At 67.9% G+C, this 20,926-nt stretch carries 22 protein-coding genes; 8 read left to right on the forward strand and 14 right to left on the reverse strand.

Features of this window, described 5'->3' with window-relative positions; genetic code table 11:
• The 4 genes from AC4ELH_RS10530 to hemE form a co-directional block, all read right to left on the reverse strand.
• Complete coding sequence (locus AC4ELH_RS10530; RefSeq protein WP_448449165.1) at positions 1-744, reverse strand: class I SAM-dependent methyltransferase; 744 nt, start codon at positions 742-744, stop codon at positions 1-3.
• A 212-nt stretch (positions 745-956) separates the two neighbouring features.
• Positions 957-1,652: a hydrogen peroxide-dependent heme synthase gene (hemQ, locus tag AC4ELH_RS10535; protein ID WP_055113328.1), complete on the reverse strand. Its 696-nt coding sequence runs from the start codon at positions 1,650-1,652 to the stop codon at positions 957-959.
• A gap of 4 nt (positions 1,653-1,656) precedes the next feature.
• Entirely contained in the window at positions 1,657-3,012 is a 1,356-nt protein-coding gene (locus AC4ELH_RS10540) for a protoporphyrinogen oxidase (RefSeq protein ID WP_448448517.1), read from the reverse strand.
• Positions 3,009-4,070, reverse strand: coding sequence for a uroporphyrinogen decarboxylase (hemE, locus tag AC4ELH_RS10545; protein ID WP_064879196.1), 1,062 nt, complete (start codon positions 4,068-4,070; stop codon positions 3,009-3,011). Before hemE ends, AC4ELH_RS10540 begins: the two co-directional genes overlap by 4 nt.
• A gap of 84 nt (positions 4,071-4,154) precedes the next feature.
• On the opposite strand from hemE, the gene AC4ELH_RS10550 reads away from it, so the two are divergent.
• Together AC4ELH_RS10550 and AC4ELH_RS10555 are read left to right on the forward strand one after the other, a co-directional pair.
• A complete protein-coding gene (locus AC4ELH_RS10550) occupies positions 4,155-4,763 on the forward strand; it encodes a DUF3000 domain-containing protein (protein WP_448448518.1) in 609 nt (202 codons plus the stop codon).
• A gap of 1 nt (position 4,764) precedes the next feature.
• Positions 4,765-6,030 carry an HRDC domain-containing protein gene (locus tag AC4ELH_RS10555; protein WP_448448519.1) on the forward strand — a complete coding sequence of 422 codons (1,266 nt, stop codon included), beginning with the start codon at positions 4,765-4,767 and terminating at the stop codon, positions 6,028-6,030.
• Positions 6,031-6,042: 12 nt separating this feature from the next.
• Here the strand turns inward: AC4ELH_RS10555 and AC4ELH_RS10560 are convergent, their stop codons facing one another.
• Entirely contained in the window at positions 6,043-6,942 is a 900-nt protein-coding gene (locus AC4ELH_RS10560; protein WP_448448520.1) for an alpha/beta fold hydrolase, read from the reverse strand.
• A 100-nt stretch (positions 6,943-7,042) separates the two neighbouring features.
• On the opposite strand from AC4ELH_RS10560, the gene AC4ELH_RS10565 reads away from it, so the two are divergent.
• Positions 7,043-7,546 carry a phosphate-starvation-inducible PsiE family protein gene (locus AC4ELH_RS10565; protein WP_064960239.1) on the forward strand — a complete coding sequence of 168 codons (504 nt, stop codon included), beginning with the start codon at positions 7,043-7,045 and terminating at the stop codon, positions 7,544-7,546.
• Here AC4ELH_RS10565 and dxs read toward each other — a convergent pair.
• Both dxs and nhaA read right to left on the reverse strand, forming a co-directional pair.
• Positions 7,543-9,456 (reverse strand): 1-deoxy-D-xylulose-5-phosphate synthase, encoded by a 1,914-nt coding sequence (gene dxs, locus AC4ELH_RS10570; protein WP_064960274.1) that lies wholly within the window; start codon positions 9,454-9,456, stop codon positions 7,543-7,545. The genes AC4ELH_RS10565 and dxs overlap by 4 nt on opposite strands.
• A 28-nt stretch (positions 9,457-9,484) precedes the next feature.
• Positions 9,485-10,777 (reverse strand): Na+/H+ antiporter NhaA, encoded by a 1,293-nt coding sequence (nhaA, locus tag AC4ELH_RS10575; RefSeq protein ID WP_448448521.1) that lies wholly within the window; start codon positions 10,775-10,777, stop codon positions 9,485-9,487.
• Between the two features lie 188 nt (positions 10,778-10,965).
• Here nhaA and AC4ELH_RS10580 point away from each other — a divergent pair, with 188 nt between their 5' ends.
• Positions 10,966-12,054, forward strand: a complete 1,089-nt coding sequence (locus AC4ELH_RS10580; protein WP_064879187.1) for a GGDEF domain-containing protein — start codon at positions 10,966-10,968, stop codon at positions 12,052-12,054.
• Between the two features lie 11 nt (positions 12,055-12,065).
• On the opposite strand, the gene AC4ELH_RS10585 is transcribed toward AC4ELH_RS10580, so the two are convergent.
• On the reverse strand, positions 12,066-13,292 hold the full coding sequence (locus AC4ELH_RS10585; RefSeq protein ID WP_448448522.1) for a class I SAM-dependent RNA methyltransferase: 1,227 nt from the start codon (positions 13,290-13,292) through the stop codon (positions 12,066-12,068).
• Complete coding sequence (locus AC4ELH_RS10590; protein ID WP_064960235.1) at positions 13,289-15,283, reverse strand: APC family permease; 1,995 nt, start codon at positions 15,281-15,283, stop codon at positions 13,289-13,291. The genes AC4ELH_RS10585 and AC4ELH_RS10590 overlap by 4 nt, the downstream gene beginning before the upstream one ends.
• Before the next feature lie 107 nt (positions 15,284-15,390).
• Between AC4ELH_RS10590 and AC4ELH_RS10595 the strand changes: the two genes are divergently transcribed.
• Positions 15,391-16,065, forward strand: a complete 675-nt coding sequence (locus AC4ELH_RS10595; RefSeq protein WP_088303980.1) for a potassium channel family protein — start codon at positions 15,391-15,393, stop codon at positions 16,063-16,065.
• A complete protein-coding gene (locus AC4ELH_RS10600; RefSeq protein ID WP_055113307.1) occupies positions 16,065-16,733 on the forward strand; it encodes a potassium channel family protein in 669 nt (222 codons plus the stop codon). The genes AC4ELH_RS10595 and AC4ELH_RS10600 overlap by 1 nt, the downstream gene beginning before the upstream one ends.
• Positions 16,734-16,739: 6 nt before the next feature.
• On the opposite strand, the gene AC4ELH_RS10605 is transcribed toward AC4ELH_RS10600, so the two are convergent.
• Together AC4ELH_RS10605 and AC4ELH_RS10610 are read right to left on the reverse strand one after the other, a co-directional pair.
• Positions 16,740-17,435 carry a DUF3159 domain-containing protein gene (locus AC4ELH_RS10605; RefSeq protein ID WP_498884412.1) on the reverse strand — a complete coding sequence of 232 codons (696 nt, stop codon included), beginning with the start codon at positions 17,433-17,435 and terminating at the stop codon, positions 16,740-16,742.
• A complete protein-coding gene (locus AC4ELH_RS10610; protein WP_036444904.1) occupies positions 17,432-17,803 on the reverse strand; it encodes an OB-fold nucleic acid binding domain-containing protein in 372 nt (123 codons plus the stop codon). The genes AC4ELH_RS10605 and AC4ELH_RS10610 overlap by 4 nt, the downstream gene beginning before the upstream one ends.
• Before the next feature lie 134 nt (positions 17,804-17,937).
• Here AC4ELH_RS10610 and AC4ELH_RS10615 point away from each other — a divergent pair, with 134 nt between their 5' ends.
• Entirely contained in the window at positions 17,938-18,657 is a 720-nt protein-coding gene (locus tag AC4ELH_RS10615) for an alpha/beta fold hydrolase (RefSeq protein ID WP_498884414.1), read from the forward strand.
• Between the two features lie 6 nt (positions 18,658-18,663).
• On the opposite strand, the gene AC4ELH_RS10620 is transcribed toward AC4ELH_RS10615, so the two are convergent.
• Complete coding sequence (locus tag AC4ELH_RS10620) at positions 18,664-19,467, reverse strand: DUF3710 domain-containing protein (RefSeq protein ID WP_110777472.1); 804 nt, start codon at positions 19,465-19,467, stop codon at positions 18,664-18,666.
• Positions 19,464-19,928 (reverse strand): dUTP diphosphatase, encoded by a 465-nt coding sequence (gene dut / locus AC4ELH_RS10625; RefSeq protein WP_064884473.1) that lies wholly within the window; start codon positions 19,926-19,928, stop codon positions 19,464-19,466. Before dut ends, AC4ELH_RS10620 begins: the two co-directional genes overlap by 4 nt.
• 25 nt (positions 19,929-19,953) lie before the next feature.
• On the opposite strand from dut, the gene AC4ELH_RS10630 reads away from it, so the two are divergent.
• On the forward strand, positions 19,954-20,433 hold the full coding sequence (locus tag AC4ELH_RS10630; RefSeq protein WP_064884471.1) for a DUF3093 domain-containing protein: 480 nt from the start codon (positions 19,954-19,956) through the stop codon (positions 20,431-20,433).
• Positions 20,434-20,519: 86 nt separating this feature from the next.
• Here the strand turns inward: AC4ELH_RS10630 and AC4ELH_RS10635 are convergent, their stop codons facing one another.
• Positions 20,520-20,822 (reverse strand): DUF4193 domain-containing protein, encoded by a 303-nt coding sequence (locus tag AC4ELH_RS10635; protein ID WP_019344626.1) that lies wholly within the window; start codon positions 20,820-20,822, stop codon positions 20,520-20,522.
• Positions 20,823-20,926: the final 104 nt, after the last annotated feature.

A 20,926-nucleotide genomic window follows, 5' to 3' on the forward strand; every position in this document is an offset into this window, starting at 1 on the left:
TCAATCGACCCGGGTGGCGTGTACCTCCCAGAACGGCATGTGCACCCGGCCGTCGACCAACCACGGCTCGATGACCCGCAACCGTTCCAGCAGCGGGGTCATCTGATCGGCCATGTCAGGGTTGCGGGCCGCCATCGTCTCGAAGACCTCGACGCTGACGTTGCCCTGGTAGGTGGTCGTGCCGAGATAGGTGATCTCCCAGCCGGCGTCGGGAAGCACCCCGCGGAAATCGTCGGCCGTCATCGAACGCGGCATCTTGAAGCCGTTGACGGTGTGGTCGCCGAACTCGTACATGTACAGCCGCGCACCGGGTTTCGTGGCCCGGTGCAAGGCCCGCACGTACGAGTTCTGCAGCTCGGGCTCATCGGTGAAGACGTGATAGAAGGCGGTGTCGACGACGGTGTCGAACTTCCCTTCCAGCCCCTCGAGCTTGGTCGCATCGGCCACCCGGAAGTCCACCGTCACGCCGGCCTTCTGCGCGTTCTGTCTCGCCCGTTCGATCGCGGCCGGTGAGGCGTCGATACCCGTGGCCGACAAGCCTTTTGACGCGTAGTGGATGGCATGGTGACCGGGCCCGGTGCCGGGATCGAGCACCTCACCCTTGACGGCGCCCAGCGCGACGAGCTGCTGCACGACCGGTTGCGGCCCGCCGATGTCCCACGGGGTCGCGGCGGGCAGTCCGTGCGCCGTCCGCTCGTCGCGGTACATCTCTTCGAAGCGATCGGATTCTTGCGGAGCAGTCATGTCCGCGAGGGTAGACCCGCTGGCTGAAGGCCCAGGTCAATCCACCTGCCACCAGTCATACCCACTGTCACGCGCACACTGTCACGCTGGAGTGGCGCTCGACGGCCAGGGTCACTCTGGCGTGACAACGGGCACCGAACCCAACCCCCGTTGTCACGCTGGAGTGCTGTCGGGCTCGACAGCCACTCCAGCGTGACAAAACGAAGAGAATGCTAGGGCAGCTTGGCGACGAGATCCTCGACGCTGACCCGCGGGCCGGTGAAGAACGGCGTCTCCTCGCGGGTGTGGCGACGGGCGTCGGTGGCCCGCAGATCGCGCATCAGGTCGACGATGCGATCGAGTTGTGGAGCCTCGAAGGCGAGGATCCACTCGTAGTCGCCCAGGGCGAACGCCGGCACCGTGTTGGCCCGCACATCCTTGTAGCCGCGGGCGGCCATGCCGTGCTCGGACAGCATGCGGCGCCGCTCCTCTTCGGGAAGCAGATACCACTCGTAGGACCGCACGAAGGGGTACACGCAGATGTAGTCGCCCGGATCCTCGCCGGCGATGAACGCCGGGACGTGGCTCTTGTTGAACTCGGCCGGCCGGTGCAGCGCCACGCTGCTCCACACCGGGTCGCTGATGCGGCCCAGTGCGGTGGTGCGGCGGAAGTCCGAATAGGTCGCCTGCAGCGCCTCGATGGTCTCGGCGTGGGTCCAGACCATGAAGTCGGCGTCGGCCCGGAGGCCGGCCACGTCATACAGGCCGCGCACGACGACTCCGCGCTCTTCCTGGGTCTTGAAGAACGCCGCCGCCTCGTCGGTCACCTGGGTGCGTTCTTCACCCAGTTCCCCGGGGCTCACCGCGAACACCGAGAACATCAGGTAGCGGAGGGTGGAGTTCAGTTCGTCGTAGTCGAGCTTGGCCATGCGCCTATCGTGCCACGCCGCCGCGCACCAGTTCCGCGGCCGCCCGGGTGGCGGTGCCCACACATGCGGGCACCCCGATCCCGTCGAGGTAAGCACCGGCCACCGCCAGGGTCGGTGGCAGCCCGGCGCGCAGTTCGGCGACCAGTTCGCCGTGGCCCGGACCGTACTGTGGCATCGCGTCGATCCAGCGGTGCACGTGGCTGTCCACCGGATCCACGGTGACGCCGAACAGCGTGTTCAGATCGCGTGCCGACCAGGCCAGCAGGTCGTCATCGCCGGTGTTGGCGGCCATATCGTCGCCGTACCGGCCGAAGGACAACCGCACCATTTCGACATTCCCGCGCCGGCCCCACTTGCGGGAGGACATGGTGATCGCCTTGGCGTTGAGGCGCTCCCCCGCGGTCACGAGCACGCCCGATTGCTGCGGCAACGGTGTCCCACCCGGCAGCGCCAGGGCCACCACCGCCGCCGACGCCACCCGGATGCGCCGGGCCGCGGCGGCCGTCTGCGGTGCGATGTGCTCGATCAGCAACGGCAGGTGCGGCGCAGGCACCGCCAGCACCACCCCGTCGGCGTACCAGCTGGCCCCCTCGTCGTCGAGCACCGACCAGCCACGTCCGTGCCGATCCACCCGCACCGCGGTGACCTGGGCCCACCGCACATCGGCCCGGCGTCGCAGCTCCTCGAGCAACACGGTGTAGCCGCCGTCGACCGCGCCGAACACCGGTGCGTTCGACGGCGGCGGCAGCGCCTCGCGCACCGCCTCGGTGAGGCTGCGGGCCCCGCGGTCCAGCGCCGCGGCCACCGATGGCACCGCCGAACGCACCCCGATCGTCGTCGACGATCCGGCGTACACGCCGGTGAGCAGGGGGTCGACCGACCGCGTCACCACCTGCGGACCGAACCGGTCACCGACCAGGTCGGCGACCGACGGATCGGCGCCCGGCGTCCACTTCAGTGGCCGCGCGCGCTCGTCGAGGATGCGGGCCACGGTCTGGTCGTCGACGAGACCGAGCAGCGACGACGCCTGCGCCGGAATGCCCTGCACGGTGCCTTGCGGCAGCTGATGCATCCGCGCGCCGCTGTAGATCAGCGGGCGGGTGCCGGTGGGGCTGAGCCGGCGGCCGGCCAGACCCAGCTCGTCGAGCAGGTCGAGCATCTCTGGCCTGCGCACGATGAACGCCTCGGCGCCGACGTCGAACGGCTGCCCGCCGACCCGTTCGGTGCGCAGCACGCCACCCAGCCGGTCCGCCGGATCGAGCAGCGTGATCTGTGCCCGGGGTCCGGCTGCCAGCCTCAACCGGTAGGCGGCGACGAGCCCTGAAATACCGCCGCCGACAACGCAGTAGGACGCACTCACAGGGAGTGCACCAGGGTCACCGCCTCGGTGATGATGCCGGGATCGGTCGCCGGCAGCACACCGTGGCCCAGGTTGAAGACGTGCCCGGCTGCCCCGGCGGCCACTGCGGCCCGCCCGTCGGCGACCACACGGCGCACCGCCTCCTCGGCTACCGGCCAACCGGCCAGCAACACCACCGGATCCAGGTTGCCCTGCAGGGCGCGGCCCGGCTCGACCCGGGCCGCGGCGTCCACCAGAGAGGTGCGCCAGTCCACCCCGACCATGGTGGCCGGCGCGGGACCCAACGCCTCGGACATGGCTCCCAGCAGTTCTGCCGTGCCGACCCCGAAATGTGTCATCGGTACGCCGGCCCCGGCCATGGCGGCGAACACCCGCGTGGTGTGCGGCAGCACGTAGGCGCGGTAGTCGGCCAGCGACAACGTCCCGGCCCAGGAGTCGAACACCTGCAGCGCATCGACCCCGGCGTCGACCTGGGCCTGCAGGAACGCGATGGTCAGATCGGTCAGCGCGGCCATCAGGGCATGCCAGGTGGCCGACTCGCCCAGCATCATCGCCTTGGTGCGCTCGTGGTGACGGCTCGGACCGCCCTCGACCAGATAGGAGGCCAGCGTGAACGGGGCGCCCGCGAACCCGATCAGTGGCACTTCGCCCAGCTCGCGCACGAGCATCGAGACCGCTTCGGTGACCGACGAGACCTGCGCCGCATCAAGCGGTTTCATGGCCTCGACATCGGCCGACGTCCGGATCGGCTGTTCGATCACCGGGCCCACGTCGGGCACGATGTCCAGGCCGATCCCGGCGGCTTTCAGCGGCACCACGATGTCGGAGAACAGGATCGCGGCGTCCACGCCGTGCCTGCGCACCGGTTGCAGGGTGATCTCGCAGACCAGTTCCGGGTCGAAGCAGGCGTCCAGCATGCGGTGCTGGGCGCGCAACGCACGATATTCCGGCAATGACCGGCCGGCCTGGCGCATGAACCACACCGGCACACGGTGCGGAGTGCGGCCACTGACGGCGGCAAGGTAGGGGGATTCGGGCAGCTCCCGGCGGGTACTCATCGGCTCCTATGGTGCCACGACCCGTCTGACGCGGGCCGTTGCCGGTTCGTGACTGCCTCACTCCGGCGCGCCTGCGTACCGTCGTTGCCTTATCAGCTAGCGTCAAAAGCCGTGACCTCTGCCGAACCGGCCCAGTTCCGGACGGCGGTGGCGGCGATGAGCGCCACCACCGTACGGCCGGAAATCGAGCTGGGTCCGATACGACCGCCCCAGCGGCTGGCGCCGTACAGCTATGCGCTGGGCGCCGAGGTCCGACATCCCGAGACGACGGTCGTCCCGGAGCGCTCCGAGGGCGACGCGTTCGGGCGGTTGATCCTGCTGCACGACCCCGAAGGCGCCGAGGCCTGGGACGGCACCATGCGGCTGGTCGCCTACATCCAGGCCGACCTGGACTCCAGCGAGGCCGTCGACCCGCTCCTGCCCGAGGTGGCCTGGAGCTGGTTGGTGGACGCCCTGGAGACCCGCGCCGAGCACGTCACCGCGCTGGGCGGCACCGTCACCGCCACCACCTCGGTCCGCTACGGCGACATCTCCGGCCCGCCACGGGCACATCAGCTCGAGCTGCGGGCCTCCTGGACCGCCACCGATCTGGAGTTGGGGCCGCATGTCGAGGCATTCTGCGAAGTTCTCGAGCACGCCGCCGGGTTGCCGCCGGCCGGTGTCACCGACCTGAATTCCCGCACGCGCGCTTGACATGACCGACGAAAACCCTCAAGTCTCAACAGACCCAGGCGCCGCCGAGCCCGACGAGGCCGAATCGACCCCGCTGCTCTCCCCTGCCGAAGGGGTGCCCGATGTCTGCGTCACCGCGAGTGAAATCTCCTCTGCGGCAACATCTCTGGCCAAGGGCAGCGGCCCGTTCGCGATCGACGCGGAACGCGCCTCGGGCTTCCGCTACTCCAACCGCGCATATCTGGTGCAGATCCGCCGCGTGGGTTCGGGTACCGCGCTGATCGACCCGGTCAACCACGGCGGCTCCCCCATCGACGCGATGGCGCCGGTGGCCGATGCCCTGTCCCAGGACGAATGGGTCCTGCACGCCGCCGACCAGGACCTGCCGTGCCTGTCCGAGATCGGCCTGCGCCCGGGCAAGCTCTATGACACCGAACTGGCCGGCCGACTGGCCGGCTTCGAGCGGGTGAACCTCGCGGCGATGGTCCAGCGGCTGCTCGGCCTGCAGTTGATGAAGGGCCACGGCGCGGCCGACTGGTCCAAACGCCCGCTGCCCGCGGATTGGCTCAACTACGCCGCCCTGGACGTCGAGGTGCTGCTGGAGCTGCGCAACGCAATCGCCGCGGTCCTCGAAGAACAGGGCAAGACCGACTGGGCGACACAGGAATTCGAGTATCTGCGCACCTACGTCGCCCAACCTACCCGGCGTGACCGGTGGCGGCGCACCTCTGGTATCCACAAGGTGCGCAACCCGCAGGCACTGGCGGCGGTACGCGAGTTGTGGACCACCCGCGACACCATCGCCCGCGGACGCGACATCGCACCCGGACGGATCCTGCCCGACGCGGCGATCATCAATGCCGCCACGACCGACCCCAAGACGGTCGAGGAACTGATCGCCCTGCCGGTCTTCGGCGGCACCAAACAGCGCAAGAGCGCGAAGGTCTGGCTGGACGCGCTGGCCCGGGCCAGGGACAACACCGATCCGCCCGAGGCCAACGAGGCTCAGAGCGGCCCGCCGCCCGCGGCGCGGTGGGCCAGACGCAAACCGGAAGCCGCGGCCCGCCTCGAAGCCGCCAAGGCCGGTCTGGCCGAACTGTCGCAACGGGTCTCGGTACCCGCCGAGAACCTCATCACCCCAGAAGTGGTGCGCCGGCTGTGCTGGGACTGGCGTCCTGTCGCCGATGTGGCCACGGCAGTGGAGGAATTCCTCGTCGAGGCCAACGTCCGGCCGTGGCAGCGGGAACTGACGGTGCCGGTGCTGGCCGCCGCGCTCAGTACCGACTGAACCACCGACACTTCATCCGCCCACCCGGTCGATGTGTGCCAGGAAATGGGTCAGCACGGCCTGCGGATCCTCGATCTGCGGCCAGTGCGCGATGTCATCGGCAAGCATCACCACGTCGGGGTCAGGGATGACCTCGAGGTAGCGCTTCGCCATGTGCCGCCCGGAGTTCGGGTCCGACGGCCCGTCGATCAGCCGCATCGACACCTCGGTCTCCCGCATGGCCCGCACCCACCGGTTGCGGTGGGTATAGCGGTCGTTGACGAACCGACCGACCTTGTGGACGACCCGCTTCCCGTCGTTGAACTCAAGGATCTGGTGGAACTTCTCCATCAGCTCCTGCGACGGTTTGGTATTCACCCCGAACATTTCCCGGATGGTGGGCTCCACCAGCCGACGTGAGAACCGGCTGCCCTGCAGCGGACTCATGATGTCGCCCAACGGGGTTCGTGACATCGCCTTCTGCAGCAGCCGCGGCGTGTAGGCCTCGTTGAACAGTCCGCCGTTGAGCCAGGTGATCGATTCGATGTTCAGTGCGCCGTAGGACCGGTCACCGAACCGGTGGCGGGCCAGCAGTTCCTGGCCCACCGAATCGCCCAGGTCGTGGGCCAGGATGTGGGCACTGCCGACGCCGAGGTGATCCAGCAGCGCCTCGTGCATGTCGGCGTGGTCGGGCACCGTGTAGCCGTAAGCCACGGGCTTGTCGGAGAACCCCATCCCGATCATGTCCGGCGCGATGACGGTGAACCGCTCGGTCAACGTGGGCCAGATCAGTGACCAGTCCCAGGAGTTGAACGGATAGCCGTGGATGAGAAGAAGATTCGGCCCCCTACCCTCGACCCGGTAGAAGATGTCGAAGCCCAGGTAGTCGAAGGACTGCCCGGCGTCCTTCCAGTTCTGCAGTTCGCCGTCCATCTCTGCAACGTAGTTGAGGAGGGGTGACGCCTGCTCCGCGACCGGCGATCGCGACCTGATTCGCCCGTGGTGGCGCGGGGACTGGCATATCGTCAGTGCGGTGGCGCAGCAGCAGGAAGCCGAAGACGAACAGGAACGAGAGCGTTTCGCCGACCGTGCCCTGAGGATCGCCGAGGACGGGGTCTACTGGTCGATCGCGGCACTACTGCTCGTCGGGTCCGTCGTGCTGATCGTCGCGCAGGTCAACACCTTGCTGCGACTGGGCGGCAGTCCGACCACCCCCGTCATGCTGGAATTGCTCGACGGACTGTTACTGGTCTTCATCTTCGTGGAACTGCTCTACGCGGTGCGGACCTCACTGCGATCGCGTGAGCTGGTTGCCGAGCCGTTCCTGATCGTCGGCATCCTGGCCTGCATCAAGGAAATCGTCGTGGTGTCGGTGGACGCGGCCAAGCTGCTCGACAAAGGGCCGGAGTTCGCCCGAGCGATCGTTCAGGTCGGCGTGCTCGGCGGCCTGGTGCTCGTCCTGGCGATCGCCATCTTCGTGCTGCGACTGCAGCGCCGCGGCGCTGACCACATGCGCGACAAACCGGACGATTCCTAGTCGACCTGGTGGCTGACTTCCTGCTCGCCCACCCGCGCGCCGATCGCGGCGATCCACCCCGTGATCTGGCGGGCGATGTGCTGATCGGTCAGACCGACGGCAGCGAGCACCTCCCCACGCGAGGCATGCTCCTGGAACACCTGCGGGACACCGAGATCCCGGCATGGCACGTCGATCTCGGCGTGGCGCAGTGCCGCCGACACCGAGGAACCGATGCCGCCGTGCACGCCGTTGTCCTCGACCGTGACCACCAGCTTGTGCCGACGGGCCAACTCACCGACGACGTCCGGAACCGGTAGCACCCAGCGCGGATCGACCACGGTGACACCGATGCCCTGGTTGCGCAGCCGCTCGGCGACGGCCAACGCCATCGACGCGAACGATCCCACCGCGACCAGCAGCACGTCGTCGGTCAGCCCTTCGGCCGGAACAGCAAGAACGTCGATGCCGCCGCGCCGCTCAAGCGCCGGAATGTCTTCGCCCACATCACCCTTGGGGAACCGCAGCGCCGTCGGGCCGTCGTTGACCGCGAGCGCCTCCCCGAATTCCTCCCGCAGGGAGGCACCGTCACGAGGGGCCGCGACCCGGATGCCCGGGATGATGCCCAGCACCGACAGGTCCCATACCCCGTTGTGGCTGGCCCCGTCGGGCCCGGTGACACCGGCCCGGTCCAGCACCATGGTGACCGGCAGCTTGTGCAGTGCCACATCCATCATCAGCTGGTCGAACGCGCGGTTGAGGAACGTGGAGTAGAGGGCCACGACCGGATGCAGGCCACCCATGGCCAGGCCGGCCGCCGAGGTCATGGCGTGCTGCTCGGCGATACCCACGTCAAAGAACCTGTCCGGGAACCGGTCCCGGAACGCACTCAAACCCGTGGGCCCCGGCATGGCCGCGGTGATCGCCACGACATCGCGCCGTTTGGCGCCGACCTTGACCAGCTCGTCGGAGAACACCGACGTCCAACCGGGAGCGGAAGCCTTCGTCGGCAGCCCCGTCTCGGGATCGATGACGCCACAGGCGTGCATCTGATCGGCCTCGTCGTTCTCGGCATGCGCGTAGCCCATCCCCTTGCGGGTCACCACGTGCACGATCACCGGGGCCTTGAAGCCGCGGGCATGGCGCAGCGCGTTCTCCACGGCATGCTCGTCGTGACCGTCGATCGGGCCGACGTACTTGATGCCCAGATCGGTGAACATCACCTGCGGGGCGATCGCATCTTTGATGCCGGCCTTGATGCTGTGCATGCACTGGTAGCAGAACTCGCCGACGACGGGCAGCCCACGGACCGCCTTGCGGCCCTCCTCCAGGATCCGCTCGTAGCCCGGCTGCAACCGCAGGCCCGCGAGATGGTCGGCGAAGCCGCCGATGGTGGGCGCGTAGCTGCGGCCGTTGTCGTTGACGACGATGACCACCGGCCGGCCACCCGTGGCGATGTTGTTCAGCGCCTCCCAGCACATGCCACCGGTCAGAGCGCCGTCACCGACCACCGCCACCACGTGGCGATTTCGGTGCCCGGTCAGCTCGAAGGCCTTGGCCAGACCGTCGGCGTACGACAGCGCCGTGCTGGCGTGGCTGGACTCCACCCAGTCGTGCTCGCTCTCGCTGCGCGACGGGTACCCGGACAGACCGTCCTTGCACCGCAGGCTGTCGAAATCCTGTGCGCGGCCGGTCAGCATCTTGTGCACGTAGGCCTGATGACCGGTGTCGAAGACGATCGGATCGTGTGGCGAATCGAACACGCGATGCAGCGCCAAGGTGAGTTCGACGACCCCCAGGTTGGGGCCGAGATGTCCGCCGGTTGCAGCGACCTTGTGGATCAGGAACTGACGGATTTCCTGTGCCAAATCAGTCAACTCGGACTGTGACAGGTGCTGCAGATCAGCGGGACCGCGGACCTGTTCAAGCATCCAGCCAGTGTACGCACGCATCCCGAAGTCAGTCCTGTCGAGGCTGATAGATATCGGGCACACCGTCGTTGTCGGCGTCGACCGTCTCCAGCTGGTGAATACGGCGATATGCGGCATTGCGCGACACCAGGACGACCGACGCGAGCAGGCCTGCCACCACCGATCCGGTGACCACAGCGATCTTCACGTCGTCGTCGGCCACGGTGGAGTGCCCGAAGGCCAGTTCACCGATGAGCAGCGAGACCGTGAACCCGATCCCGGCCAACATCGCCACACCGAGCACGTCCCGCCAGGCGAGATCCTCGTCCAGGCTCGCGTGGGTGAAGCGGGCCAGCAGATACGTGGTGGCCAGCACGCCGATGGGTTTACCGAGCACCAGGCCGGCGATCACCCCGATGGTCACCGGGTGTGACAGGGCGCCGGCGAAACCCGACCAACCACCGACCGTCACGCCCGCCGCGAAGAACGCGAACACCGGCACGGCAAACCCTGCCGACAGCGGGCGTACGAGGTGTTCGAAGTGCTTGGCCGACGCGTGGCGGCCCAGGACCGGAACGGTGAACCCGAGCACCACCCCGGCCACGGTGGCGTGCACACCACTGGCATGGACGAGCGCCCAGGCCACGATCGCCGGCGGCATCAGGATCCACCACTGGCGCACACCCCGCTGCACAGCAAACGCATACAGCGCAATGGGAATCAGCGCGGCGGCCAACGGCCCGAGCGCCACGTCATCGGTGAAGAAAACGGCGATCACCGTGATGGCCAGCAGGTCGTCGACCACTGCCAGGGTCAGCAGGAAGATCCGCAGCGCCGCGGGCAGGTGGGTGGACACCACGGCCAGCACCGCCAGCGCGAAAGCGATGTCGGTGGCGATGGGGACCGCCCACCCGCCGAGGTTCTCCGGATGGCCCGAGAACATGTTGATCCCGACGAAGATCGCCGCGGGCACCACCATGCCGCCGACGGCCGCCGCGATCGGCAGCGCGGCACGGGCCGGGTCACGCAGGTCGCCCGCGACGAATTCACGCTTGAGCTCCACGCCCACGACGAAGAAGAAGACGGCCAGCAGCCCGTCGGCGGCCCAGGCCGACAGACTCAGGTTCAGGTGCAGCGACTGCGGGCCGATGACAAATTCCGAGAGCCGGTGATAGCCGCTCGACCACGGGGAGTTCGCCCAGACCAGCGCCGCGCCGGCGGCGGCCAGCAGCAACGCCCCGCCGACGGTCTCGGTGCGCAGCAGATCAGAGACCCGCTGCCACTCCGGCCACGACCCGCGCGCGAGCAGGCGTCGGCTGGTGGGTGAACGGCGATTGGTCATCGGGCTCCTGAAGTCAGCATGCATCGAACGCCGACCAGACTTCCCGGCACACCTGCGGTTCACGCTAACAGGTGCGGTACGTGAGCAAATATCGACGAAGTCCGTGGCAGCGCCTCAAACCGGCGGCGAAACGCCGACCATCATGATTACGTAGGGTGTAGGCGAAGTCGATTACTCCGGGGTGCTGGTTGAGTCCATTCGATCACTATTACGCGCGTACTGCCTTGCTGGCAGCGCAGGGCAAGCGCGCCGGTATGCAGCGCCTCGTCGGGGTCACCATCGTCGGACTGAGTCTGGTGCCATTGCTGTTGCTGGTCAGTCCGATGGGGCCACGCGGCGGCCTCCAGTACGTCGCGGTGGCGGTCGGCATCGGCGGCCTGACCCTGGCGCAGTGGTGGTGGCGGCGGCAGTGGCCCAGCCGCACCCAGTCGTGGGCCGTCGTGACCCTCGGGACGGCCTGCATCGCGGCGACCTGCATCCTGCTGGTGGATCCGGTAGTCGGCCTCATGGGTTCCAGTTCGTTGAGCCTGATCACCGCCTACACCGCATTCCTGCACAGCCGCCGGGTATTGCACCTGACCTGGGTGGCCTCCGGCGCCGTGGTGGCCTTCCTCGGGGTCCGGGTGGGCCTCACCGACGTCTGGCTCGGGGCCGTCGGCACGCTGGTCGCGCTCCTGGTGATCCTTAGCACTTCGGCGCTGTGCCGGATGGCGGTCGAGCTGATCGAACCCGACCGCGTCCAGCATCCGAGCGAGATCGACCCGCTGACCGGTCTGCTCAACCGCGAGGCCTTCGACATGCACACCGCCACGATGCTCGGCTCCCACAGCCGCCACGACGACCAGTACCTGGTGGTCGTGGCCGTCGGCATCGATGACATGGCGCTGCTCAGCGACATGGACGGCAGCCACAGCACGTTGCACGCCCGCGTCGCGGTCGCCCAGGCGATCCGCGAGACCGTACGCCACAAGGTCCCGCTGGCCCACGTGTCCGACAGCGAGTTCCTGATCGCCGACGTGTTCAAGACCAACGATCCGTCACCCCTGGTGAACCGGATCCGCATGGCGCTGACCACCACGCCCATGCGGTTGACCGCCAGCATCGGCAGCGCGTGCAGCCAGCTGCGTCCGCTGACCGAACTGCCCACTCCGCAGATCGTCGACGCCCTGGTGACCCTGGCCCACACGGCGATGAATCAGTCGAAGGCCGAGGGCGGTAATCGCGCCACCTACGCCCACTTCCCCACCCCCACGATGGGCCCCGACGCCCAGGAATGAGTCGGGCCCGTTCAGCGGGTCAGCACGGCGACGCACTCCACGTGATGGGTGAGCGGGAAGGAATCGAACACCCGCAATTCCTCCACGGCGTACCCGTGCCGCAGATACAGCCCCACGTCGCGGGCGAATGACGCAGCCTCACAACCGATGTGGATGACCCTCGGCGCCTCGGTGGCGGCCAGCGCGTCGATCACCTCACGCCCGGCACCGGTGCGCGGCGGATCGAGCACCACGACATCGGGATGTCCCGACTGCGCGGACAGCGCACGCCGCACCGAATCGGTGACCACCGAGACCCAGGGCAGGTCGGCCAACGCGCTGCGCGCGGCACGCGACGCCCCCCGGGAGGTGTCGACCGTCAGTACCCGTCCGTCAGGCCCGACCTGCTCGGCCAGCGCGGCGGCGAAGACCCCGGCACCGCCGTACAGATCCCACGCCGTCATGCCCGGCTGCAGCCCGGACCGATCGGCTACCAGTCCGCTGTAGAGCGCGGCCGCGTCACGGTGGGCCTGCCAGAACGCCGTCACCGGCAGCATCCACTGCCGGTCACCGATGCGCTGCAGCGCCTCGTACTCGCCTTCGATCACGCGCGTCTGACTCTTCGCACCGGCCGCACGACCGTCTCGGCGGCCGGTCTTGGGGCCCGACTGAACGATGTGCCTGCGTCCGTCGGAATCCAGCACCGCGTGCACGTGCGCGCCGGGCGTCCAACGCATCTCTGCCAGTCCGTCGGTCAGCTCCGCCGGCAGCTGTGCGCAGTCGAGGTCGGTCACCAGCTCCGCGCTGTGGTAGCGGTGGAACCCGGCCCGGCCGTCGCCTGTCGTGTCCAGCCGTACCCGGGTGCGCCAGCCGAGTACGTCACCGGCACCCACCGGCTCGGCCGCGGGCGGCTCGTCGCTCTGCTCGTCGCCCCAGGTGTATCCGCCCAGCCGGGCCAGCTGGTTGGCCACCACCGCGCCCTTGAGCCGACGCGCCGCACCGGGCTCGGCGAATGCCAGATCGCAGCACCCGGCACCGTCGACGCCGGCGATCCGGCACAGCGACGCGACCCGGTCCGGTGACGGATCTATCACCTCGACAACCTCTGCGTGCCAATACGATCCGCGCTCGTCGAGCACCTTGACCCGTACGGTCTCGCCGGGCAGGGCATAGCGGACGAACACCACGCGGCCGTCGTGGCGGGCCACACAGCTGCCACCGTTGGCCGCCGGGCCCGTGGTCAGAGTCAGTTCCGTCATTCCAGAAAACCCCTGCGCGCGTCGCCCGGAGTGGCGCGAGGCTGCAGCGCCTTGAGCCGCTCCGACGAATTCAGTTGCCACGGAACCGAAGTCACCATCACGTTCGGCATGAACAGCAGCCGGCCCTTGAGCCGCAACGCGCTCTGGTTGTGCAGCACCTGCTCCCACCAGTGCCCCACCACATATTCGGGGATGAACACCGTCACCACCGTGCGCGGCGATTCCTTGGTAACCCGTTTGACGTAATCCAGCACCGGCCGGGTGATTTCGCGGTAGGGCGAGGCGATCACCTTCAACGGCACGCTGATGTCACTGTCTTCCCACTGGTGCACCAGGGCACGGGTCTCGGCGTCGTCGACGCTGACCGTGATCGCCTCCAGCACGTCCGGCCGCGTGGCCCGCGCATACGCCAGCGCCCGCTTGGTCGGCAGGTGCAGCTTTGACACCAGGACCACCGCGTGGTTGCGGCTCGGCAGGACGATGTCACCCTCGGCCTCGTCTTCCCTTTCGAGTTCGCGGGCGACGGTGTCGTAATGCTTGTGGATGAGTTTCATGATCACGAACAGGGCGCTCATCGCCAGGATCGCGATCCAGGCACCGGCGACGAACTTGGTGACCACGACGACCACCAGCACCGCACCGGTGGCGGTGAGCCCGACCGCGTTGATGATGCGCGACCGCATCATGTGCCGCCGCACCGCCGGGTCGGTCTCGGTGCGCAACAACCGGGTCCAGTGCCGGACCATGCCGATCTGGCTGAGGGTGAACGACACGAACACACCGACGATGTAGAGCTGGATCAGCGCGGTCACCTCGGCCCGGAAAGCCACCACGAAGGCGATCGCGGCAAGGGCGAGGAACAGGATGCCGTTCGAGAACGCCAGCCGGTCACCGCGCGTGTGCAGCTGCCGCGGCAAGAAGCGGTCCTGGGCCAGGATCGACCCGAGCACCGGAAAGCCGTTGAATGCCGTGTTGGCCGCCAAGACGAGGATCAGCGCGGTGACTCCTGCGATCAGGTACAGGCCCACCGGGAAGTCGTGGAACACCGCATCGGCGAGTTGCGCGATCAGGGTCTTCTGGTGATAGTCCGGCGGCGCACCGATCAGCTGTTCGTGCGGACGCTCGGCGATCTGCACGCCGGTCGCCTTCGACAGCAGAATGATTCCCATGAACAGCGTCACCGAGATGACCCCGAGCAGCAGCAGGGTGGTTGCCGCATTACGCGACTTGGGTTTCCGGAACGCCGGCACGCCGTTGCTGATCGCCTCGACACCGGTCAGGGCCGCCGAACCGGACGAGAACGCCCGGGCCACCAGGAACACCAGCGCGAAACCGAGGACTTCGCCATGTTCGGGGCGGATCTCGAAACCGGCGGACTCCGCGCGCAGCGGATGGTCCAGAACGTAGATCTGGAACAGACCCCAGCCCAGCATGATGTACATGCCGATCATGAACGCGTAGGTGGGAATCGCGAAGGCGGTACCCGATTCCCGCAGCCCGCGCAGGTTCATCGACGCCAGCAGCAGGATCGCCGCCACCGCGAACATCACCTTGTGTTGAGCGACGAACGGCACCGCCGAACCGATGTTCGACATCGCCGAGGACATCGACACCGCAACGGTCAGCACATAATCCACCATCAGCGCGCTGGCCACCGTGAGGCCGGCGGTCGGCCCGAGGTTCGTGGTGACGACTTCGTAGTCACCGCCACCGGACGGATAGGCGTGCACGTTCTGCCGGTAACTGGCGATCACGATCAGCATCACGGCCGCGACCGCCAGACCGATCCAGGGCGTCAGCGAGTAGGCCGTCAGCCCCGCCACCGAGAGCACCAGGAAGATTTCCTCTGGCGCATAGGCCACCGACGACAACGCATCGGAGGCGAACACCGGCAGGGCGATCCGTTTGGGCAGAAGCGTGTGAGAGAGCTTGTCGCTGCGGAACGGCCGCCCCAGTACCAACCGGCGCGTTGCCGTCGAAAGCTTGGACACGAGAGCCAAGACTAAGCCCGAACACGAAAAGTCGTCACAAAGCTGTAGCGTTCGAGTGCAACGGTTAAGCGCAACAGCGCTCCTCTGTCACCGGAAAGGACCGTCGGGTGCGTGTAGTCGTCATGGGGTGCGGCCGGGTGGGCGCGTCCCTCGCAGACAGCCTGGCCCGCATCGGCCACGAGGTCGCGGTCATCGACCGCGACACCACCGCGTTCCACCGGCTCTCGCCGGAGTTCGCCGGTGAGCGTGTGCTCGGGATGGGCTTCGACCGTGACGTGCTGCTGCGCGCCGGCATCGAGGAGGCCGGGGCGTTCGCCGCGGTGTCCTCGGGCGACAACTCCAACATCATCTCGGCGCGGGTGGCCCGTGAGACGTTCGGCGTCGAGCGCGTGGTGGCCCGTATCTACGACGCCAAGCGTGCTGCCGTCTACGAACGGCTGGGGATCCCGACGGTGGCGACCGTGCCGTGGACCACCGATCGTCTGCTCAACGTGCTCACCAGGGAGACCGAGACCACCAAGTGGCGCGATCCCTCGGGCAACGTGGGCGTGGCCGAACTTCCGCTGCACCAGGATTGGGCCGGGCACCTGGTCACCGATCTGGAGGCGGCCACGGGTGGCCGCGTGGCCTTCATGATCCGGTTCGGCAACGGCTACCTTCCCGAACCCAAGACCGTGATCCAGGCCGGCGACCAGGTGTACGCGGCCGCGGTATCCGGGCACATCGCCGAGGCGCTGGCCATCGCGGCGCTGCCGCCGAGCGAGGACTTGGAGTCGCACTGATGAAGGTTGCCATCGCCGGGGCCGGGGCCGTGGGTCGCTCCATCGCCCGCGAGTTGCTCGAGAACAACCACGATGTGACGCTGCTGGAGCGCAATCCCACCCACATCGACGTCGATGCCATCCCGGCCGCACACTGGCGGCTCGGCGATGCCTGTGAGCTCACCGTGATGGAGTCGGTCAAGCTCGAGGAATTCGACGTGGTGATCGCGGCGACCGGTGACGACAAGGTCAATGTCGTGGTCAGCCTGCTGGCCAAGACCGAGTTCGCGGTGCCGCGGGTGGTGGCCCGCGTCAACGACCCCCGGAACGAGTGGCTGTTCGACGAGAACTGGGGTGTGGACGTGGCGGTGTCGACACCGCGCATGCTCGCCTCGCTCGTCGAGGAGGCTGTCGCCGTCGGCGACCTCGTGCGCCTGATGGAGTTCCGCAAGGGGCAGGCCAACCTGGTCGAGATCACCCTGCCCGATGACACCCCGTGGGGCGGCAAGCCCGTCAAACGGCTCGAGCTGCCCCGCGACACCGCCCTGGTGACGATCCTGCGCGGCGCCAGGGTGATCGTGCCCGAATCCGACGACCCCCTCGAGGGTGGGGATGAGCTGCTGTTCGTCGCGGTCACCGAGTCCGAGGACGAGCTGCGCGAGCTGCTGCTGCGTCCGGCGCCGCGCTAGGTAGTCTCAGTCGGCGCTCTGCGTCGCATCCTGTGCGTGCACAGCGCGCTGGGCGGCCCTGATGGCCAGATACGTCACCAGCGCCGCCACGGCGGTCAGCGGCCAGCCCATCGCGATACGTGCGAAACCCAACCAGCCCGTCTGGTCGGAGTCGTACAGATACTGCTGCACCAGAAAGCGCGACCCGAACACCGCAACCCAGGTGAGGGTGGCGATGTCGAATGCCGTCACCGCCTTCCGGACGTCACGCCAGGCCCGGTCGTGGGTGTTCACCCAACCCCAGATGTAGCCGACCACCGGACGCCGGATGAGCACCGATACCCCGAACAGCACCGTGTACACCAGCGAGCTCCAGATGCCAAGCAGGAAATAGCCTTTCGACTCCCCCACCACGTAGGCGATCAGGGCACTGACACCCACGGCGAAGAATCCCGACACCGCGGGCTGAACGGATTCGCGGCGGATCAACCGCCAGATGAGGATCAGTGTCGCCACCCCGAGCGCGGCGGCGATCGCCGGCATCAGGCCGAACGCCGTGGACACCGGGACGAACACCACCACCGGCAGCGACGAATAGATCAGGCCGCTGATGCCGCCCATCTGGTCCAGCACCGCACGTCCGCCGCCATGGGCAGGCGTCAGCGCCGGGTCACTCTCGGGGGGTTCAGGTGCGTTGCCTGTGTCCTCTTCGGGCTGGCTCACTTCTGAATTTCGTAGCGGGGGTTGTATATCGCCTTCGCGCCGTTCTCCAGCTTGCCGACCCGGCCGTGCACCCTCAGAGTGCACCCCGACTCGATGCCCGGAATACGCCGCTGTCCCAGCCACACCAACAACACCGTGTCGGTACCGTCGAACAATTCGGCCTTGATGCCGCCGGAACACCCCTTGCCGTTACATTCCACGCTGCGCAGGGTGCCGACCATCGTCACTTCCTGGCCGCGCTGGGCGTCGATCGCTTTCAGCGCGCCGGTGTTGGCGGCCTCATCGCTGAGCTCTTCGACATCAAGCTGTTCGGGGTCTTCCGTCAGGCGTCGCGTAAGCCGGCGCAGATACCCTTCGGCCGTAGCCATGGCCTCTCCTGACCTTCTGCGGATCCACTGTGAATCCGCCCAACCAACGCCACCGTAGACCTCTTGTGCACCGAATGCCACGTGGGGTGTGGGTCGGCACGCCGACGATTTGACCGGGCAGGCACGATCGTGTGATGAGCGTCATTCTGCGCGGTGTCCCAACCGTTCTCCTGCCCGGTACCGGGTCCGACGACAACTACGTCTACCGGGCCTTTTCCGATGCGCTGCATGATGCCGGCGCGCTGGTGGTGACCCCGCCGCCGACTCCGGACCGGCTCGTCGAGGGCTACCTGCAGGCGCTGGACGACGCTGCCCGGTCGGGCCCCATCGCCGTCGGCGGAGTGTCCATCGGCGCCGTCGTGGCGGTGCGGTGGGCGTTGGACCATCCCGGCCGGGCCGTGGCGGTGCTGGCCGCCCTGCCGCCGTGGACGGGGACCTCCCAGCACGCCCCCGCCGCGCTGCTGGCCCGGCAGTCGGCGGATCTGCTGCGTCGGGACGGGCTGGCGGCCACGGTGGCCCAGATGCGGGCTTCCAGCCCGGCGTGGCTCGCCGACGAGCTGGCCCGTTCCTGGGTGGGCCAGTGGCCCACCCTGCCCGACGCGATGGAGGAAGCGGCCGGTTACCGCGCACCCGACAGTACCGAACTCGAACAACTTCGGATACCGATGGGCGTCGCCGTCGCAACCGACGATCCGGTGCACCCTGCCGAGGTCGGCTACGAATGGGTGGCCGCTGCACCGCAGGCGGCGCTGCGCTCGGTCACGCTCGAACAGATGGGGCTCGATACCGGCGTACTGGGCACCGCATGTGTGGCGGCGCTGCAGGAGGCCGCCAGCGACACCGTCGCGAGCTGAGGAGTCTCAGCCGCCGGTGATGGTGCGCAGCTGCTGCATCGCCGAGCCCTGCACACTGCGCCGGGCCACCGGCTCGGCCGGCGGCTGGTCCTGCGGCGGGGTCTGTGACGTGGCTGCGAGCTGCTGGGCCGCCTGCTGCATCGCGGCCTGTTGCGCCGCGGCCTGAAGCTGGGCGGCCATCGGCTCGGGCAGCTCCACCTGCAGTGGTGTCCGTACCGGTAAGGGTGTGTCTCCGCGACGAATCACGGTGTCAGCCAATGATGCCCGGGCCTCGTCCGCGAGCGCGTCGATGGTCTCCGGGGCTCCGTTGACCACACAGCGCACCATCCAGCGGTAGCCGTCGACGCCGATGAACCGCACCACGCCGCCATTGCCCGAGCCGACCACCTCGCGGCCCCACGGGCCGTCCTGGATGGCCACAGAGCTGGCGTCCTTGCGCAGCGACTCGGCGAGCTCACCGGCCACCTCACGCCAGAGGCCTGCGCTCTTGGGCGCGGCGTAGGCGGCGATGGTGAAACGCCCGTTGGGAGTCACCACCCATACCGCGCTGGGCGCTCCGGCCTCGTTGAGCTCAACCTGCACCTGACCGCCGTCGGGCATGGGGATCAACACCGAGCCGAGGTCGAGCCGACCCTGCACCGCGACGGCGGGGTCGTCGAAGTCTTCGACGTCGAACGGGCCCTGATCATCGGCCCAGTCGTCGCTCTGGTCCTCGTCAGTCGTTTCTGCCGCAACCGGTTGTTCGACAACCTGTGCATCAGCCGTGTCGTCTGCCGAATCGTTGTTCTTGCGTTTTCCGAATGCCATCACAAACTCGCATGTCCGCCGGAGGAACCGTGGCCGCCATCGCCACGGGAGGTGTCAGCCAGGCCCGCCTCGTCGAAGGAGGTCACCTCGACCAACTCGGGCAGTTCTACCCGCTGAACCAGCAGCTGGGCAATCCGGTCACCGCGGTTGATCACGATCGGCGTGTCCGGATCGAGGTTGATCAGCGAGACCTTGATCTCGCCGCGGTAGCCGGCGTCAACGGTGCCCGGGCTGTTGACGATCGAAAGACCCACGCGGGCAGCCAAACCCGACCGCGGGTGGATCAGGCCCACCATTCCGTGCGGGATGGCCACGGCGACGCCGGTGGGCACGAGCTCCCGTTGTCCGGGGGCCAGTTCGACATCGCGCGCGCTGTAGAGGTCTACGCCCGCGTCACCATCGTGCGCCCGGCTGGGCATCGGTAGTTCGCGGTCCAATCGGACGACCGCCAGAGAGGTGGACACGACGTCACAGATTACTCTGAGCCGCGTGTCAGACACGCGCGCAACCGCCCAAAGCGTTCACTACCGCGAACGTTTGTGGGTGCCCTGGTGGTGGTCGCTGCCTGCTGCAGTGCTGGCAGGAGTGATTGCATTCGAGATCGGGCTGGCCGCGCCGGCGATCCCGGCGTGGTTGCCGTACGTACTGCTCTTCGGCGTGGCGGCGGCAGTGCTGATGTGGTTCAGCAAGACCGAGTTGAAGGTCGTGCGCGACAGCGGGGGCGACACCGAGTTGTGGATCGGTGACGCGCACCTGCCGACGAGCGTCATCTCGCGCGCCGCGGAGGTACCGCGGTCGGCGAAGTCGGCGGCGCTGGGCCGTCAGCTCGATCCCGCCGCCTACGTGGTGCACCGGGCCTGGGTGGGCCCGATGGTCCTGGTGGTGCTCGACGATCCGGATGACCCCACCCCGTACTGGTTGATCAGTTCGAGGCATCCGGATCGTGTCCTGGCGGCGCTGCGCGGCTGAGCCGCGAATCAAGCAAGAGCGGGTGAGCCGCGAATTCAGCTCGAGCGGCTGAGCCGCGAATCAAGAGCCAGTGGCTGAGCCGCCGATCAGGCGGCGCAGTCCGTACAGATCATCACACCGTTCTTCTCGCTTGCCAGCCGGCTGCGGTGATGCACCAGGAAGCAGCTGGAGCAGGTGAACTCGTCGGCCTGCTTCGGGACCACCCGAACCGACAATTCCTCGCCGGACAGGTCTGCGCCCGGCAGCTCGAACGACTCGGCCGATTCTGATTCATCGACATCCACCACGGCGGACTGTGCCTCGTTGCGCCGCGCCTTGAGCTCCTCGAGCGAATCCTCGGAAACCTCGTCTGCTTCGGAACGCCGCGGAGCGTCGTAGTCGGTAGCCATCGTCTGTGTCCCCTCCCTTACCTTGCAGCAGAGCTTTGTACCAGCGTCGAACGCATTCCCCAAATGATTCGTGCCCGTATTGCCACACGTTTCAGTGTGATTTA

It is taken from the genome of Mycobacterium shunyiense, assembly GCF_058270075.1.